Origin of the sequence: Phocaeicola coprocola DSM 17136 (assembly GCF_000154845.1) — a bacterium.
Taxonomy (GTDB): Bacteria; Bacteroidota; Bacteroidia; order Bacteroidales; family Bacteroidaceae; genus Phocaeicola; species Phocaeicola coprocola.
Window position 1 is genome coordinate 69,225 of sequence record NZ_DS981441.1, and the last position, 19,237, is coordinate 88,461.

Consider the following 19,237-nt stretch of genomic DNA (forward strand, 5'->3'; position numbering starts at 1 on the left):
CTTAATTTAATTGTATCTTTGTGGAAGTAGGATTCTGCCGACTGTGAAATGGGTGATATTGATATTTATAATCGCTCTGCGGAAAGACTTGGTATGTCATTTCGCAGAGCTTTTTTATAGGGCCTCTTTTACGCTTTTTGCTGCGGCTTCTCCGATTACTGCTGCAAGTTCTTCGACAGTTGCCTGCTTGATTCTTGCCACACTCTTGAATTCTTTCAGTAGGGCTGTTTTGCGCTTTTCTCCTATGCCTTTTATCCCGTCTAATGCAGAAGCTATTTGACTCTTGCTACGCTTGTCGCGATGGAAAGTAATGGCAAAACGGTGTACCTCGTCTTGTATGTTTTCGAGGAGATGAAAAAGGGGAGTGCCTTGTTTTATTCCTATAGTCATCGGTGGAAATCCGAACAGAACTTCCGAAGTGCGGTGCTTGTTGTTTTTGGCAAGTCCGGCAATAGGAATCTGTAATTTTAATTCGTCTTCTATTACTTGTCTTACAACTTCCATCTGGCCTTTTCCACCATCGGTCAGAATTAGGTCTGGTAGTTCTCCTTGTTCTTCGAGTATGCGGGAATATCTCCGGCGTACTACTTCCTGCATAGAGGCATAATCATCCGGTCCGACTACGGTCTTGATATTGTATTTGCGGTAGTCTTTTTTGCTGGGACGTGCCTTCTTAAATACTACGCATGCCGCTACTGCATCGGAACCTTGTATGTTTGAGTTGTCGAAGCATTCAATATGCATAGGCATTTTGTCCATTTGCAGCTGCTCCTGAATTTCTTTTAAGAGGCGAACGCTCCGCTGTTCCGGATTCAGTTTCTCGGCTTGTTTAAGTCGGTCTACTTTGTATTGTTTTACATTGAGAAGAGAAAGCTCAAGCAGATGTTTCTTATCGCCTCGTTGCGGTATGGTAAATGTTACGTTATTCAGTTCCATATCTAGTTCGAAAGGTACGATAATTTCGCGAGAGCAGCTTTTATACCGTTCTCTCATTTCAATAATTCCAAGCTGGAGCAGCTCTTCCTTTGTCTCATTCAGACGTTTCTTATACTCGAATGTGAACGCCTGGTTTATGCATCCGTTTGTGATGTGCAAATAGTTTATGTAGGCCGAATTTTCGTCCATTTCGATAGAGAATACATCTATGTTATGAAGAATGGAACTTACGACTTCACTCTTTGCCCGATAGCTTTCTATTAGTTCATATTTTTCTTTTACTTTTTGAGCTTCTTCAAATTTCATCTCCTCTGCGAGTGACATCATTTCTTTCATCAGTGCGTCGCTTATAGCCTGAGTATTTCCCTTTAAAATCTCTTTTACTTGGGCTATATTATCCATATATTCATCGTGAGATTGCATCCCGATACATGGACCTTTGCAGTTCTTGATGTGGTATTCCAGGCAAACATTGAATTTCCCCTGACGAATGTTTTCGGGGGTTAGTGCCAGATGACAGGTGCGGAGCGGATATAGTTTCTTTATCAGATCTAGCACAGCTTGCATAGAAGGAATATGACTGTATGGACCATAGTAGGTAGAACCGTTCCGGATAATTTGCCTTGTCTTGAATACCCGTGGAAAATACTCGTTGCTGACGCAGATAGATGGATAGCTTTTATCATCTTTCAGCAAGACATTATAGCGAGGCTTGTATTTCTTGATAAGGTTATTTTCCAAGAGCAGGGCGTCTTCTTCTGTATTTACAACAATATAGCGGATGTCTGCAATCTTGCTGACTAATATACGTGTCTTGGCAGATTGATGCTCTTTTGAAAAATACGAATATACACGCCGTTTCAAATTTTTTGCTTTCCCAACATAAATAATCACTCCTTCTTTGTTGAGGTATTGATAGATGCCGGGAGTGCTTGGCAAATTTAATACGATTCCTCGAAGGTATTCGTTTGTACTAAGTTCTTCCATGTTATAGCTTGTACGTTTAAGGATTTCTATAAAAGAAGAATCCGGCATATACAAAAATGTATTTGCCGGATTCTTCTTTTCCTTATTTATTGTGAATAGGAGATATTAAACTCTTATATGTCCGTCCGGCTGAGCAGCCTTTTAAAGTTGCAACAGCGTGGTCACTTCTACATCGTCGGTAAATGCTTTTCTACCGTTTAATCCTTTCAGCTCGATTACAAAATTTACAAATGCCTGTTTAGCACCGCATCTTTTTACTAAGCGATAGGTTGCAGCCATGGTTCCTCCGGTTGCCAGCAAATCATCGTGCAACAAGACGATGTCATTTTCATTAATAGCATCTTTATGTATCTGTATGGTGTCAGTCCCATATTCTTTTGCATAAGTTTCTTCTACCACTTCTGCAGGAAGTTTTCCCGGCTTTCTTGCCATGATGAATCCGGCTCCTAATCTGGCAGCTAAAGCACCTCCCAAAATGAAGCCTCTAGATTCGATACCGACTACCTTTGTGATGCCTTTATCCTTATACATTTCGTATAGTTCGTCAATCATCCCTTGGAGGCACTCGGCATTTTTAAACAATGTAGTGACGTCGTAGAACAATATTCCCGGAATAGGGAAGTCTGGTATCTCACGGAGGTTTTTTTTTAATGTTTCTTTATTCATATCCAGTAATTTATGTTTGTTTCTTAAACTTGTTGTTTCACGTGAAACATGCTTGCTTTAGCGTCCCAGTAACACGAGAAGCACATTGATGTCGCTTGGAGAAATACCTGGTATACGGCTTGCTTGCGCCAGTGTTTCCGGATCTATTTTTATGAGCTTCTGACGGGCTTCTGTTGACAGAGAGTTCAAGTTGGCATAGTCAAACTTTCCTTTGATACGGATGGCTTCCAAGCGATGTATCTTGTCTGCTATCATTCGTTCACGATCGATATAGCCTTGGTATTTGATTAACACTTCTGCTGCCTCAATTGTTTCTTCTTTCCGGTCGGTTACCTTGTCGAGTGCAGCTTGGAAAGATGGCACATGCGGGGCAATATTCTCGATAGTGATTTGCGGACGACTAAGCAACTCTATCAGTTTGCAGCCATGAGTAAGCCGGGCTGTTCCAAGTCCCTCTAAAGCGTCGTTTATCTTATCTGCCTTGATGGAGTAGGTTTTTGCAAACTCAACCAACCGCTGTATTTCTTCTCGCTTCTGGCAAAGTCTGTCGTAGCGTTCTTTACTTGCCAGACCTAGTTTATATGAGCGTTCTGTCAGACGCATGTCGGCATCGTCTTGACGGAGCAGAATTCTATATTCTGCACGTGAGGTAAACATTCTGTAAGGTTCGTCTACACCTTTTGTTACCAGGTCGTCAATCAATACTCCGATGTATGCTTCGTCGCGTCCAAGTACGAATGGTTCACCTCCATGACAATTAATGTGTGCATTGATACCAGCAATGATACCTTGTCCTCCGGCTTCTTCGTATCCGGTTGTTCCGTTTACTTGTCCGGCAAAGAATAGGTTCTTTACGACTTTCGATTCTAATGTATGCTTAAGCTGTGTCGGATCGAAATAGTCGTATTCGATAGCATATCCCGGGCGATAGGCAACGATGTTTCTGAAGCAAGGAATCTTCTTTAACGCAGCGAACTGTATATCCATTGGAAGTGAAGAGGAGAATCCGTTTAGATAAAGTTCTTGTGTGGTTTCTCCTTCCGGCTCAAGGAACAACTGATGCTGTGGCTTATCGGGGAAAGTCACAATCTTTGTTTCGATACTTGGGCAATAGCGAGGTCCTATGCTCTGAATTTGTCCATTGAAAAGGGGAGAGTCGGCCAATCCGCTACGCAATACTTCGTGTACTTCCTCGTTAGTATAGCATGTCCAGCATTGAAGCTGCTTGAGCTGTCTGGGCTCGCTGATGAAAGAGAAACGGTGAAAATCATTTTCTCCATCCTGTGTTTCCATCAGGCTGAAGTCTACACTTCGTGCATCAATACGAACCGGAGTACCTGTTTTCATTCGTCCGGCAGTAATGCCATGGCGTGTAATGGATTCTGTCAGATGATAGGATGCTGGTTCTGCACAACGTCCTCCGGCAAGCATCTTGTGTCCGATATGCATTAAGCCGTTTAAGAAAGTACCGGCTGTAAGAATAATACATTTGGCATGGAAAGTTACTCCCCAGCATGTAACCAATCCGGTTACTTCACCATTTTCTACTAATAATTCCTCTACTGTATCTTGCCAAATATGGAGGTTGGGAATGTTCTCCAGGATTTCGCGCCATGCCCAGATGAATTTACCTCGGTCGCACTGTGCACGTGGACTCCACATGGCAGGACCTTTGGAACGGTTCAGCATGCGGAACTGAATTGCTGTGCGGTCTGTTACCAATCCCATATATCCGCCGAGTGCGTCGATTTCCCGAACAATCTGACCTTTGGCGATTCCTCCCACGGCAGGGTTACAGCTCATCTGTCCGATCTTATTCATATCCATTGTGATCAGACAGGTTTTCGAGCCAAGGTTAGCTGCTGCCGCAGCGGCTTCGCAGCCGGCATGTCCGGCTCCTATAACAATAACGTCATACTTAAAGTCCATTAATCTTTTGTTTTTATATCTGTTGCAAAAATACGAAAATTTAGTGGCTTAGCTTTGATTCAGGTTCGTAAAAAGAGTTATAGTAAAGAGGAAAGGAGAGGAGGGAGTAAAGAACTGAAAAGTATGAAATAAAATCCGCTGTTGTTTTCCCTGATTCATGCCGATGTTTTTTAGAAATGTCAGCATGAATTTAAGAAAACAACAGCGGAAATTTTCAGCAGTCCTACCCGAATTAGGAATGTGCTCAGGTAATAGGTCTTGAATAGATTCCGAATGGAATTATTGAAAATCTTTCAGCAAATCGAGTGCCTTATTTTCGGCAGCTTCCATGATTTCACGTTCTCCCGGACCTTTATCGTTTATGCCACACAGATGCAGAATACCGTGAATAATGACGCGGTGCAACTCTGTTTCGTAAGTTGCTCCAAATTGCTCTGCATTGGTACGGACTGTATCAAGGCTAATAAATAAATCGCCTGCAATCCGGTTCCCTTCACAATAGTCGAACGTAATGATGTCAGTGTAGTAATCGTGCTGAAGATACTGACGGTTTACTTCCAGAATCTTTTCATCAGAACAGAAAATGTAAGCTATTTCACCTACTTTTTTCCCGTAAGTTTCTGCAACAGCTTTTATCCACGCTGTGGTTTCGCGCTTTTTGATAGCGGGCATTTCTACCCCTTCAGTTTGATAAGTAATCATATCGTATATTAGTTAAAGAATAAATAGCAAATAAGAATTGCGGCTATGACACCAGCCAGATCGGCGAGTAATCCGCATGGTACAGCATGGCGTGTACGGACAACTCCCACACTTCCGAAATAAACGGCGAGAATATAGAACGTAGTATCGGTAGATCCCTGAAAGATGCAAGATAACCGTCCTACAAAAGAGTCGGCTCCGTATGTGTTCATGGCATCTACCATTAGCCCGCGAGCTCCACTACCACTTAATGGTTTCATCAGTGCTGTAGGCAGTGCCCCTACAAAATCACTATTGATGCCGCATAAGCTCACCAAGTTGGCTATACCTTCTATCAAATAGTCCATGCATCCGGAAGCACGGAAGACTCCGATGGCTACTAAAATGGCTACCAGATAAGGGATGATGCGTACGGCAGTAGTAAACCCTTCTTTGGCTCCTTCTACAAAAGCGTCGTATACATTAATTTTCTTTCTCATGCCGGCAACTATGAAACCGATGATAATGACAAACAAGAATACATTGGCTGTAGTTGTAGAATATATATCGATTTGCTGACGTGACAGCATGCTGAAGAAATAAATAATACCTGCAATAACTAGGCTTGTACCACCTAGGAATAACAGAATAGTCCGGTTCAGCAAGTTGATGCGCTGGTATAAGCTTACTGCAATAATACCGGCAAGTGTAGAAAAAAAGGTCGCCAGCAGGATAGGGACAAAAACATCTGTAGGCTGAGCAGCTCCCAGTTGGGCACGATAGACCATAATGCTGATAGGAATCAAGGTCAATCCTGAGGTATTCAGTACCAGAAACATGATCATCGGATTACTTGCCGTATCTTTTTTCGGATTCAGTTCTTGTAATCCCTCCATTGCTTTCAGACCTAAAGGGGTTGCAGCATTGTCCAAACCTAGCATATTGGCGGCAAGATTCATAAAAATACTTCCTGTAACAGGATGCCCTTTGGGTATTTCCGGGAATAATTTAGTAAAGAGTGGGCTCAGTAAACGAGAGAAAACTCCGATAACACCACCTTGTTCTCCGATACGCATGATGCCCATCCAGAGGGATAGTACTCCGGTTAGTCCCAGTGAAATCTCGAATGCTGTTTTGGAAGAATCGAATGTTGAATTAATGATAGCAGGAAAGACTTCCGTATCTCCTAAAAATATAAGACGTACTACAGCTACAATAAATGCGGTCAGGAAAAAAGCAATCCAAATATAATTCAGAACCATGTAGAATATGTTTGAAGTATTAATAATCTTTACCGGACAAAAGTAAAGAATTAATTCAGAAAATGATAACTTTGTTCTTATGAAAAAACCTCGGTGGAAACATATTCGTTGGATAATACTGGCTTTACTTTTGGCTGGTGTGTGTATGTTTCGGTTTATATCTGGTGCAGGTGAATTTTATGCCTGCTGTATTTATCCTGCTGTTTCCGGCTGTTTGTCGCGGTTGGCTTCTCTAGTTTCGTTTTCTCTTTGTGAAGCTCTGGTCGTTGCGACAGTTGTAGCGCTATTGCTGTATCCGATTATAGCCAGGCTTAGAAGACAAACTTGGAAATCGATCGTAGGGAGTGAACTGGAAGTTTTGCTTTGGATATATGTCTGGTTTTATTGGGGATGGGGAATGAATTATTTCCGAGACAGTTTCTTTGAACGGACAGAAGTCACTCCTTGTTCTTATAATGAACAACGTTTCAAGCAGTTTCTTGCTATTTATACAGATAGTTTAAACTGTACATATAAAAAAGACTTGAATGTTTCACAGCCAGACATAGAACAAAAAATCAAGCCGGTTTATGCAGAAGTTCCCGATAAATATGGACTGACTCGTCCAGAAAGTTTTCAGCATCCGAAACAATCCTTCTGTAATGCCTTGTATTCGGGAGTTGGAGTATTGGGATATATGGGACCTTTTTTCGATGAGTCGCATGTGAATCATGAGCTACTACCTGTACAGCTTCCGTTTACTTACGCACACGAACTTGCCCACTTGCTTGGAGTTAGCAGTGAGGCTGAAGCTAATTTCTGGGCTTATCAAGTATGTATTCATGCTGACGATTGCAATATACGTTATAGCGGCTATTTCGGATTGTTACCCTATGTAGCGGTAAATGTTCGTAATTTGCTTGGCGATAGTGAATATTCGAAGTGGTTAAGTATGCTACGTCCGGAAGTGATACAACAGTTGTATGATAAGCAAGCATATTGGGATGTCCGTTATAATAAATTATTAGGAAAGTTTCAGAATGTAGTTTACAACTGGTATTTAAAAAGTAATCAAATTCCCTCCGGACAAAAAAATTATGCGGAAGTTATCGGTATGATTCTTTCTCTACCGGAAAATTGGTGGCAGGGTCTCTTGAGAATTAAAAAAATCGGGGAAGTGTTCAGCTTGAATCTTTTTTTGCCAGTAATGGAGCTCTTTGTTTTGATGCCTTTTCTTTAAATAGTGCTTATTTTGTTTCTTTTTGAAATGCCATACTGTTTATTTCTGTTTATTTGTATTGCATAATACGATTTTAAATTTCTTTTTGGCTCTAGAAAAAGTATTGTAACTTTGGTCGAACTAGAAAAAATAGATAATTTTCTTCTCCTTAATCATTTTTATTTCGGATAATAAGTAAAAAAATCCGCTTCAGAATAAAAAACTTGGTTAGTTATTCTGAAACGGAGATTTTATTAGAAATCACAAATGGAGCTTATTGTGGATTCTGTACGATGTTGGGGTTAGCATCTATTTCCGACTGTGGAATAGGAAGAGCAATACGCGGATCATTGGGTTGGATTGTTTCAGCATTTAATGTATTCAGTGTACTCAAGTGCCATCCTCCTTTACGAACGATCGGTTGTTTGTTTCGCAGATAGTCGAAGAAAATTTGTCCTTCGCCTACCAATTCTTTCCGGCATTCTTTCAAAACACGTTCAATAGTAAATTCTTCTGCGCTGACCGACTTTTCCGGATTGGCACGGCTGACAATCTGATTCAGGAAACCTCTTGCAGGTTCCAAGTATTCTCCTCCTAATTTTACACCGGCTTCAGCAGCATTCAGATAAACTTCCGATAAGCGGATAATACTGATATTATTGTCTTTCGGATCACCGCTCTTTCCTGGGAATTTACTGAGAAATACCTTACGGGTACAGGCTGCTTCGGGAAGACCTTCATTGTTTTCGATAAGCGATAGCTGGGTAATACAATGACGTACGTCATTAGGATCTTCTTCAAGCAAATTCAGAAATTCTTCTGTAAGGATAAGATTGTTCCAGTCTACTCCCTTTTCTTCATTTGCATAAACCATTGGAGCTCCTTCACCACCGGTACCACCTCCCCATTCTGAAGGTTCGGTTGTACTTATGTATAATTCAAACAGAGCTTCTGCCTGAAAGTCTTTTCCCCATATGGTAGGATATTCGTCACGTGTATAAAGCTGATACAATCCTTTACTATTATTGATGACATCGGCTGCAGCTTCGTAAGTTTCTTTATTTTTCCCCATATCAAGATAGACTCTTGAAAGCAATGCTTGTGCTGCCCAGTAATTGATATAACCATCCGTTCTTTCTGTACTTAGGCTAGAGCGTGCTGTTGTTATGTCGTTGACAACTTGTTCATAACATTCTGCTACTGTATTCCGTTTCGGTTGGTGGGATGGTTCTTCCGGTTTCAATTCGATGGGAACTCCCAGAGAAGCACCATTGTCATTTATATAAGGCATTCCGAAAAGTCTGGTCAGATTGAACAAGGCCAGTCCTCGCAACACCAAGGCTTCCGCCTTTATGCGGTCCAGTTCTTTGGTATCACTGCTTTGTACTGCTCCCTGTTCTATCTTTTGGATAATGTTATTTGCCTGTCTGATTACCAGATAAGGGCGACTCCAAGGAAGAGTTATATTCAGGTTGTCAGTTGCTAGTACATTATATGTATAATAAGGAGTAACACGCTTGCCTGATGCTTTGTTTTCTCTGGCTTGTACATCCATGGCGCGGCAGTCTCCGTAGTACCAGTAATTATCTCCGTAATAACTGTGCTGTGATGTTTCGCGATAAACTCCGTTTAACGCTACCTTTATATCCTCCAAAGTTGAAAGGGCCTGATCGGTAGTAACGGATGTAGAAGGATTCAGATTTAGCCAGTCTTCGGAACAAGATACCCCCATAATAGAAGTAGCCGCCAGTAAATAAATATATATTTTCTTCATATGATATGATCGTTAATGAATTTAGAATGTTAATTGTACGCCAAAACTGAATGTACGCATAGGTGGAGCTTCACAATATACTTCGCCGTTAACAGGAGTTTCTGGATCGTATTGTTTCCATTTAGCCCATGTCAGCAAATTGCTTCCAGAGAAGTAGACACGTGCTTTGTTGATCAATGCCTTGCTTGTCCACTGGTCGGGTAATGTAAATCCGAGAGTAAGATTTTTCAGTCTTAAATGGTCTGTACTGTGGATGTAGCGTGATGAATTGGTAACAGTTGCTTTCTCTCCAAATACGAAACGCGGGACATCTGTCTGGTCGCCCGGTTGTTGCCAGCGTTCTAAAGCATATACAGGCAGATTATATCTGGATGTATAAATAGACTCTGTTCCGTTCTCGATGCTGGTTCCCAGTTTATCGTATGAGTAACCTCCCAGTGAATATGTAAGAGTGAAACTCAAATCCAGCCATTTATAATTTAAAATATTTGTCAGACCACCAGATACTTTAGGGTTAACCGATTTGAATGGTATGCTTTCTGCCTCATTCGGATCGGTTGTCAGACTACGGTCGATTGTACCGTCTTCATTAACCTTATTTTTATAATATTCTGCTTTCCCGTTCTGAGTATTTACTCCGGCAAATTCTTTTACATAGAATGTGTGATATGGCAAGCCCACTTTGTGGATAAACCATGTACCTTCAATAGTCTGATCAAGCTGACCGTTTAATGAAACGATTTTGTTTTTATTGTGTGTCAGATTGAAAACTGTTGTCCAGTTGAAATCGTTGGAAGCGAAATTCAATGTACGTAATTCAAATTCTACACCTTTATTATTAAGCTGTCCGACGTTGGCCAGATAACTGGTAAATCCGGTTGTAGCACTGATAGGAAGATTGTAAAGCAAATCTTTTGTATCACGATTATAATATTCCAGGCTTACGAAAATACGGTTTATGAAAGCGAGGTCAAGTCCGATATTCAGGTTGTAGTTCTTTTCCCATCCTAAATTGGTATTAGGTTGAGATGATTCATACGAACCGGATGCTCCCATATAGTTCTGTCCGTAACTATACAGTCCCATATATCCGTAAAGAGATCCTGGCTGGTTTCCGTTTACACCATAAGAAGCACGTATTTTCAGATCGTTCAAGACCTTTTTTACCGGTTTCATGAATGCTTCATTACTGATATTCCACATACCCGAAACAGACCAGAAATTTCCCCATCGGTTGCTTGGAGAAAGTCGTGAGCTACCATCTCGGCGGAAACTTCCTGCCAGATAATAACGGTCGTCATAATCATAGTTAAGACGTGACAAATACGAAATCATGCGGTAATCTTGAGTGGATGAAATAAAACTGTTCAAGACGGCTGCATTATCGGGTTCTGTCAAGATGTCTGAAGGAAGTTTAGACTTCATTCCTGAGGCTTTGTCGGTCTGATAACTTTCTATTTCATAAGCGGCCAGTACATCCAGATGATGTTTGTATGCAAACGTACGTACGTAGTTTAAAGAAGTAGAAGAGATAAATTTTCCATATTCGATAAACCCTTTTGCTGTCTGGGCGTCACTACCACTTTTAGGGCCTGCCGAACTAAGCGGGTTATAGTATCTGGAATCTTTTTGGGTTGTATAGTCGTAGCTTATTGTTTCTTTCAACTTCAGACCTTTTAACGGCTCAATACTTGCGTAGCCGGTAGAAAACATACGTGTCATACGTACGCGGTTGTAGTCGGTCATGATATCGCGTAATGGATTGAGGGTACTACCTTCATATGCACCGATATAATTTCCTTCTTCATCACGTACTGTCATTGAAGGATTCATGGTCATGGCTACACAAAGGAACGGATTGATGGCAGATCCTCGTTCCTCGTTCATTTCCTGATTCATCTGTGTGAACATCATGTTGGCTCCTACTTCTCCATATTTCCCTACTTTCTGAGTAAGATTCAAGCGAGCAGAATATCGGTCAAGACTTGAGTTTTTAGCCAGACCCTCTTGCTTGTTGTATCCCAGTGAAGCATAATAAGTGGAACGTTCGTTTCCACCTGAAACAGATGCTTCATAATCCTGCTGAGTAGCTGTTCGTAACAATTCTTTCCGCCAGTCGGTATACCCCATAGATGGTGCGTATGCATATTGGCCGATTTCCTGATCAGCATATGCTGTTGGTGATTCCATGTTCTGGTCGATGGCATAATTTACCAGTCCTTCATATAATAACTCTCTACGTTGGTCACCATTCAGAGTCGGACGGAAATCGACTGCAGCATTTGAGAAACCACCTGAAATATTCAAGGTTACCTGAGCTCTTCCGGCACTACCTTTTTTAGTCGTGATAAGAATGACTCCATTTGCTGCTCTCGAACCGTAAAGTGAAGCTGCTGCTGCATCTTTTATTACTGTAATATTCTCGATATCAGCAGGGTTCAGCGTACTCATGATGTTGGTTTTTGAGTTATTCATATATGCCGCATCCGAACCGCCTGCACTAAGGCTTCCAGAAGTAACAGGTACTCCGTCTATAACGAACAGTGGTTCTTGAGAGGCATTAAAAGATCCCATACCTCGGATACGGATATTCTGGTTGGCTCCCGGCTGGCCAGAACTGCTGGTAATATTGACACCTGTTGTCATACCTTGCAGTTTCTGTTCCACACTCATGACAGGGATGTCTTTTAACATATCGGCTTTTAGTGTGTTAGCCGAACCGGTAAAAGAAGATTTTGTGAAGTTACCATAACCTGTTACGACAACTTCGTCCAGATTCATTGACTCTGGTTCCAATACAATATTCAGTACTGAATTCTTGCGTGGAACACGAATCTCTGCTGTTTTCATTCCGATGTATGAAACAATCAGTGTCTGGTCTGGTTCAACCTGCAAGCTATACTTCCCTTCCGGGTCGGTTATTGTACCGATAGCTTCATTTCCTTTTATTGTGATAGAAACACCTATCAATGCTTCTTTTTCATCTGCTGAAGTTACTGTTCCAGAGATTGTTCGTTTCTGAGCAAAGACTTGTTGTGTTATTACACAATAAAAAATAAATAAAAAAAATAGTTTTACTTTTTCTCTAGTTTTCATGTTTCCTAATTTTTATGTCGTGTAACAATAATTGAACCAATTTTATTTATTCTTACGATAAAAAATGTAACTTATTGATTTATAGACATGGTTGAAAGCGACTCTCTCTGTGGCTTTTATGTTTATTGGGGACTTTTTACTCAATTTTGGGAAATATCTCCACAATGTTTTACTGATATTTGAGGATGTTAATGTTCCTTATGTCATTTATGATGGTTTGTAAGTATTATATGATAGATAAATGGGAAAAACGAAGGAGCCAATACTCGAATTTCGGGATAAGAGAATTACTCTTCGAATAAAAAATTGTATCTTTACAACCTGAAATTTCATACTATAACGAACAGATGGTCATTATCATTAAGAAAGTAAGCTCTAAAAAAGAGTTGCAGACATTTATTCGCTTCAATTACGAATTATACAAAGACAATCCTTATTCCGTACCTGATTTGTACGATGATATGTTGAATACGTTCAGCCCGAAAAAGAATGCAGCATTTGAATTCTGTGAGGCTGATTATTTTCTTGCTTATGAAGGGAAAAAAGTGGTAGGACGTGTAGCTGCCATTATTAACCACCGTGCGAACGAAACATGGAAAAAAAAGGAAGTCCGTTTTGGGTGGATTGACTTTTTAGATAAGCCGGAAATTTCTGAAGCATTGCTTGGAGCAGTAGAAGAATGGGGAAAAGAACGAGGAATGGAAGCTATTGTCGGACCGCTAGGCTTTACCGATATGGATGCAGAAGGTATGCTGGTTGAAGGGTTCGATCAGCTAGGAACCATGTCGACTATTTATAATTACCCTTATTATCAACAGCATATGGAGCGTTTAGGCTTCGAAAAGGAAGCCGACTGGGTAGAGTTTAAGTTGACTGTTCCCGATAAGTTGCCAGAGAAGTTTATCCGTATTTCCGAAATTATTCTGGAAAAATATAAGCTGAAAATCAAAAAATTGAAACGTAGTGAAATAAAGAGCAAAAACTACGGACAGAAGATTTTTGATTTGATAAATGAAGCCTATGCACCTTTGTACGGCTATTCACAAATGACTCAGGGACAAATCAATCAATATATCAAGATGTATTTGCCATTGATAGATTTGCGAATGGTTTCGCTTGTAGAAGATGAAAATGAAAACCTGGTAGCTGTGGGTATTTCTATGCCTTCTTTGTCGGAAGCACTGCAAAAGGCAAAAGGTAAGATGCTTCCTTTTGGCTGGTTCCATTTACTTAAAGCCTTGTTTATCAAAAAGCCGAAAGTGCTTGATTTATTGCTGGTAGGTGTGAAGCCCGAATATCAAAGTAAAGGAGTAAATGCATTGTTGTTTTATGATTTAGTTCCAGTTTATCAACAGATGGGATTCAAATATGGAGAAAGTAATCCGGAACTGGAAATGAACAAGAAAGTGCAGGCGCAGTGGGGAGCTTTCGAAGCTGTTCAGCACAAGCGTCGTCGTGCATATAAGAAGATGTTGGTAGCAGGAAAGAAAGAAGAAAATTAGTATATCGTTTGAGTGTTGTTTATGGAAGAAGAATACAATGAACAAATAGCGAATCCCGTTTCGTATACAGAGGAGAATATTCGTCATCTGAGCGATATGGAGCATGTCCGTACTCGTCCTGGTATGTATATCGGGCGTTTAGGTGATGGCTCTCAGGCAGAAGATGGCATCTATGTATTGCTGAAAGAAGTCGTAGATAACTGTATTGACGAGTTTAAAATGGGAGCAGGAAAACGCATTGAAATACAGATGGAAGATAATTTGCGTGTTTCTGTACGCGATTATGGGCGTGGTATTCCGTTAGGAAGTCTGGTTGATGCCGTATCTATGCTGAATACGGGTGGAAAATATGATACAAAGGCATTTAAGAAAAGTGTCGGGTTGAATGGTGTCGGAGCAAAGGCTGTCAATGCGTTGAGTTCTCGTTTTATAGCGCGAAGTGTACGCGACGGGCAGATGCGTGAAGCTGTTTTTGCAAAAGGAGAACTGATAAGTGATACTACTCAATCTACAGAGGAAGAAAATGGTACTTATATTTTCTTTGAGCCCGATAACACCTTGTTTCTAAACTACCACTTCCGTCCTGAATATATCGAAACGATGCTGCGTAACTATACATATTTAAATACAGGGCTATCGATATATTATAACGGCCATCGCATTGTAAGCCGTAACGGTCTGGAAGATTTGCTGAATGACAATATGACTTCTCAAGGCTTGTATCCAATTGTTCACCTGAAAGATGAAGATATAGAAATAGCCTTTACTCATAGTCCTCAGTATGGAGAGGAATATTATTCGTTTGTCAACGGACAGCATACAACTCAGGGTGGTACGCACCAAAGTGCTTTCAAGGAGCATATTGCACGCACTATCAAGGAATTCTATGGTAAAAATATGGAATTTCAGGATATTCGCAACGGGCTGGTAGCTGCTATTGCCATTAATGTAATAGAGCCGACTTTCGAAAGTCAGACAAAGATTAAGTTGGGCTCTTTGACGATGGCTCCTGAAAAAGATTCAGATGGTAATCCTTATCCACTTTCAGGAATCAGTGTAAATAAGTTTATTGGTGACTTTATAAAGGAAAACGTAGACAATTACTTGCATAAACATCCCGATGTAGCAGATGTGTTGCTTCAGAAGATTCAGGAATCGGAAAAAGAACGTAAGGCTATCGCGGGGGTTACTAAGATTGCGCGTGAACGCGCCAAAAAAGCAAATCTGCATAACCGTAAGTTACGTGATTGCCGTATTCACTTGAATGACTTGAAAGGGGCTAAGAAAGATGAAGAAAATGATCCGCGTTTGGAAAGTTCTATTTTTATCACGGAGGGAGATTCTGCAAGTGGCTCTATAACCAAGAGCCGTGATGTTAATACTCAGGCTGTATTCAGTTTGCGTGGTAAACCTTTGAATTCGTTTGGATTAACTAAAAAAGTCGTTTACGAGAATGAAGAATTCAATCTGTTGCAAGCTGCGCTGAATATCGAGGATGGCTTGGACGGATTACGGTATAATAAAGTCATCGTGGCAACTGATGCCGATGTGGATGGTATGCATATACGCTTGCTGATGATAACTTTTTTCCTTCAGTTCTTTCCCGATTTAATAAAGAAAGGACACGTTTACATCTTGCAGACGCCGCTTTTCCGCGTTCGTAACCGTAAAAAAGGTGTATACGAAACTATTTATTGCTATACAGATGAGGAACGAATTGCAGCAATAGAAAAGTTGGGTCCCAATCCGGAGATTACTCGATTTAAAGGATTAGGAGAAATTTCGCCTGATGAGTTCCGGAATTTTATCGGAAAGGACATGCGTTTAGAACTGGTTTCTTTGCGTAAAACGGATGCAGTTAAAGAGTTGCTGGAGTTTTACATGGGTAAGAACACCATGGAGCGACAAAACTTTATTATTAATAATTTGGTAATAGAAGAGGACTTGTTGAATTGATAGATCAAGTATCTCTTGATTTGTGATTATTGGCTGAAATGAAAAGAGCGATATTTCCAGGGACATTTGATCCCTTTACAATCGGGCATTTTTCGGTGGTAAAACGTGCATTAACCTTTATGGACGAGATTATTATCGGAATTGGTGTCAATGATAATAAGAAAACTTGGTTTCCTACCGAAAAACGTGTGGAGATGATAAAAAGACTCTACGCAAACGAATCTCGCATACGAGTAGAAGCGTATGATAATCTGACTGTCGATTTTGCGCAACAGAGGAACGCTAAGTTCATTATCAGAGGAATCCGTACTGTTCGTGATTTTGAATATGAAGAAACCATTGCCGACATAAATAGAAAGCTTGCCGGCATTGAAACTATTTTGCTTTTCACAGAGCCGGAACTGACAGCCATCAGCTCCACTATCGTACGTGAATTATTGCAATATGGCAAAGATGTAACACCGTTTTTGCCAGAAGGACTGGATATTAATTTATGATGAAAACTATGAAACAGCGACTTTATTTGATTTTGTTGTGCAACTTCTTCTTTTTCTGTTCAGTAGTAGCACAGAATAAGATGCTCAACTCTCCTTCACGCAAGTTGCAGTTGGCGGAGTTTGCCATATCAAACTTATATGTCGATCAGGTAGATGAAAATAAGCTGGTAGAGTCGGCTATTGTAAAGATGCTGGAGCAACTGGATCCTCATTCTACTTATTCTGATCCGGAAGAGGTAAAAGCGTTGAATGAGCCATTGCAAGGAAACTTTGACGGCATAGGAATTCAGTTTAATATGGCTACTGATACGCTATTTGTTATCCAGCCTGTTTCCGGAGGGCCTTCGGAGAAAGTCGGAATTTTGGCAGGCGACCGTATTATTGAGGTAAATGATACGGTGATTGCCGGTGTAAAAATGAGTACGGAAGATGTGATGCGTCGTCTGCGAGGTAAACGAGGTACAGAGGTAACCGTAAAAGTTATGCGTCGTGGAGTAAAAGAGCTACTTCCTTTTACTATCAAACGCGATAAGATTCCTGTATATAGCCTTGATGCTTCGTATATGGTTGATAAAAAAATCGGCTATATTCGTGTAAATCGTTTTGCCGCAACTACAGGAAAGGAATTTGCTGATGCTCTTCATCGTTTGCAGAAGGAAGGTATGCGCGACCTTATTCTCGATTTGCAAGGAAATGGTGGAGGATATCTGAATGCAGCGATTGAATTGGCTAATCAGTTCTTAGGTAAGAAAGAACTTATCGTTTATACAGAAGGACGTCGTAATCCTCGTGCTGAGTTTGATGCTGAGGGAAATGGTGATTTCTTAAATGGACGTTTGGTTGTATTGGTCGATGAATTTTCTGCGTCGGCAAGTGAGATCGTAACAGGAGCATTACAAGACTGGGACCGTGCTATAGTTGTGGGCAGACGTACTTTTGGAAAAGGGCTGGTACAGCGTCCGATTGATTTACCTGACGGTTCTATGATTCGTCTGACTGTTGCTCGTTATTATACGCCTTCCGGTCGTTGTATTCAGAAGCCTTACGAGAGTATTGAACAGTACAATAAAGATTTGATAGATCGTTACAATCGTGGGGAAATGTTGAGTGCAGACAGTATCCATTTTCCGGATTCTTTGAAATACAAGACATTGAAGCTGGGACGTACTGTCTATGGTGGAGGAGGTATCATGCCGGATTATTTTGTGCCTGTAGATACAACCATGTATACTGATTATTATCTTGCCTTGCGCGATAAAGGAGCTATTGTGCAGATGAACTTGAAGCTGGTAGATGCATATCGTGAAGAATGGCTGAAAGAGTATAAGGACTTCCGACATTTTAATAAGAATTTTGAAGTGACATCTGCTATGCTTGAAGAACTGAGAAAGCTAGGTGAAACATTAGGAGCAAAATATGATGAGAAACAATATCAAATTGCACTTCCACTCATAAAAGCTCAAATGAAAGCTCTGATTGCTCGTGATTTATGGGATATGAGTGAGTATTTTCAGGTAATAAATCTCATGAACAATAGTATGCTTAAGGCGGTAGAACTATTAGAGAAACCAGGAATGAATTTCCCGGAACGTAAATAACTGCTTAGAGTATTTATTAGATTATAAGTAAGAAGGGGCCGTTTTAGCAATGTAGTAAAAAGCTAAAACGGCTCTTTTTATGCTATTAAGATAAGGGATGTCCTGAATATGTTGCTTTGCCTTGAAAGAAGCTTCTTTTACCGGTTTTCAGAAAAACTATGGATAGTAAAGTAGAACCTGTCCTGAATTGTTCATAATGAAATGGTTATTGACCAACAGCGAAGGTAAAATGTTCAATAACTTCTTTAGTCTTATTTTCTCCTTGCTGAAGCACATTCATTATTTTTGTTGCTTAAATCACTGGACAGATTAAAGAATTATTTCCGTAATCCCTTGTATTATATAGGGAAAACTTCTAATTTTGTATCGTATTTTAATGTATGTAGTAAGAAATTTTAGTTCTAACAATTAAATAATTTAAATTCAATCATTTATGTGGTTAAGTAATTCATCTATTGGAAGGAAAGTGGTGATGAGTGTAACTGGTATCGCCCTTGTCCTGTTTCTGACATTTCACATGGCGATGAACTGTGTTGCTTTGTTCTCGGGCGAAGCTTACAACATGGTTTGTGAGTTCCTGGGTGCTAACTGGTATGCGCTGGTAGCAACTGTGGGATTGGCTGCCTTGTTTGTAATTCACATTATCTACGCTTTCTGGTTGACAATGCAGAATCGTGCAGCTCGCGGTAACGAACGTTATGCTGTAAATGCTCGTCCGAAGAATGTAGAATGGGCTTCTCAGAACATGTTGGTATTGGGTATCATCGTAATCCTGGGCTTGGCTCTTCACTTTATGAACTTCTGGTACAAAATGCAGTTCGCTGAAATCATCGGTAACCCTATGTTGGGTGGTCTTCATGCAGCCGACGGTTATGGCTATATTATGCAGACTTTCTCTAATCCGTTGTTCTTCGTGTTGTATATCATTTGGTTGATTGCTTTGTGGTTCCACTTGACTCACGGTTTCTGGAGTGCAATGCAGACTTTGGGATGGAACAACATGATTTGGATTAACCGTTGGAAATGCATCTCTAACATCTATTCTACTATCATCGTTCTTGGTTTTATGGTAGTAGCTGTTGTGTTCTTCTTGAAGAATATGATGGGTTGCGGTGCTTGCTAATTTAAGTGTAACTGATTTAAACTGAAAAAACA

At 40.5% G+C, this 19,237-nt stretch carries 13 protein-coding genes; 6 read left to right on the plus strand and 7 right to left on the minus strand.

Going from position 1 to position 19,237, the window contains the following annotated elements:
* Positions 1-114: 114 nt before the first annotated feature.
* From uvrC to BACCOP_RS02365, 5 genes are all read right to left on the minus strand, one after another.
* Positions 115-1,923 (minus strand): excinuclease ABC subunit UvrC, encoded by a 1,809-nt coding sequence (gene uvrC / locus BACCOP_RS02345; protein ID WP_022125397.1) that lies wholly within the window; start codon positions 1,921-1,923, stop codon positions 115-117.
* A 141-nt stretch (positions 1,924-2,064) separates the two neighbouring features.
* Positions 2,065-2,589, minus strand: coding sequence for an adenine phosphoribosyltransferase (locus BACCOP_RS02350; RefSeq protein ID WP_007565785.1), 525 nt, complete (start codon positions 2,587-2,589; stop codon positions 2,065-2,067).
* 57 nt (positions 2,590-2,646) lie between these two features.
* Entirely contained in the window at positions 2,647-4,518 is a 1,872-nt protein-coding gene (mnmG, locus tag BACCOP_RS02355) for a tRNA uridine-5-carboxymethylaminomethyl(34) synthesis enzyme MnmG (protein ID WP_007565788.1), read from the minus strand.
* 279 nt (positions 4,519-4,797) lie between these two features.
* Complete coding sequence (gene ybeY, locus BACCOP_RS02360; protein ID WP_007565791.1) at positions 4,798-5,220, minus strand: rRNA maturation RNase YbeY; 423 nt, start codon at positions 5,218-5,220, stop codon at positions 4,798-4,800.
* 8 nt (positions 5,221-5,228) lie between these two features.
* Entirely contained in the window at positions 5,229-6,461 is a 1,233-nt protein-coding gene (locus tag BACCOP_RS02365) for a nucleoside recognition domain-containing protein (protein WP_007565793.1), read from the minus strand.
* A 79-nt stretch (positions 6,462-6,540) separates the two neighbouring features.
* On the opposite strand from BACCOP_RS02365, the gene BACCOP_RS02370 reads away from it, so the two are divergent.
* A complete protein-coding gene (locus BACCOP_RS02370) occupies positions 6,541-7,680 on the plus strand; it encodes a DUF3810 domain-containing protein (protein ID WP_007565796.1) in 1,140 nt (379 codons plus the stop codon).
* A gap of 253 nt (positions 7,681-7,933) precedes the next feature.
* Here the strand turns inward: BACCOP_RS02370 and BACCOP_RS02375 are convergent, their stop codons facing one another.
* Both BACCOP_RS02375 and BACCOP_RS02380 read right to left on the minus strand, forming a co-directional pair.
* Positions 7,934-9,433 carry a RagB/SusD family nutrient uptake outer membrane protein gene (locus tag BACCOP_RS02375; RefSeq protein WP_007565799.1) on the minus strand — a complete coding sequence of 500 codons (1,500 nt, stop codon included), beginning with the start codon at positions 9,431-9,433 and terminating at the stop codon, positions 7,934-7,936.
* Positions 9,434-9,454: 21 nt separating this feature from the next.
* On the minus strand, positions 9,455-12,529 hold the full coding sequence (locus BACCOP_RS02380; RefSeq protein ID WP_007565801.1) for a SusC/RagA family TonB-linked outer membrane protein: 3,075 nt from the start codon (positions 12,527-12,529) through the stop codon (positions 9,455-9,457).
* A 347-nt stretch (positions 12,530-12,876) separates the two neighbouring features.
* On the opposite strand from BACCOP_RS02380, the gene BACCOP_RS02385 reads away from it, so the two are divergent.
* The 5 genes from BACCOP_RS02385 to BACCOP_RS02405 all read left to right on the plus strand — a co-directional run bounded on the left by BACCOP_RS02385 (position 12,877) and on the right by BACCOP_RS02405 (position 19,205).
* Positions 12,877-14,031, plus strand: coding sequence for a hypothetical protein (locus BACCOP_RS02385; RefSeq protein ID WP_007565804.1), 1,155 nt, complete (start codon positions 12,877-12,879; stop codon positions 14,029-14,031).
* 21 nt (positions 14,032-14,052) lie between these two features.
* Positions 14,053-15,987, plus strand: a complete 1,935-nt coding sequence (locus tag BACCOP_RS02390) for a DNA topoisomerase IV subunit B (RefSeq protein ID WP_007565806.1) — start codon at positions 14,053-14,055, stop codon at positions 15,985-15,987.
* A gap of 38 nt (positions 15,988-16,025) precedes the next feature.
* Positions 16,026-16,484, plus strand: coding sequence for a pantetheine-phosphate adenylyltransferase (coaD, locus tag BACCOP_RS02395; protein ID WP_007565808.1), 459 nt, complete (start codon positions 16,026-16,028; stop codon positions 16,482-16,484).
* A gap of 8 nt (positions 16,485-16,492) precedes the next feature.
* A complete protein-coding gene (locus BACCOP_RS02400; RefSeq protein WP_040311739.1) occupies positions 16,493-18,082 on the plus strand; it encodes a S41 family peptidase in 1,590 nt (529 codons plus the stop codon).
* Between the two features lie 433 nt (positions 18,083-18,515).
* A complete protein-coding gene (locus BACCOP_RS02405; protein WP_007565811.1) occupies positions 18,516-19,205 on the plus strand; it encodes a succinate dehydrogenase/fumarate reductase cytochrome b subunit in 690 nt (229 codons plus the stop codon).
* The last annotated feature ends 32 nt before the right edge of the window (positions 19,206-19,237 follow it).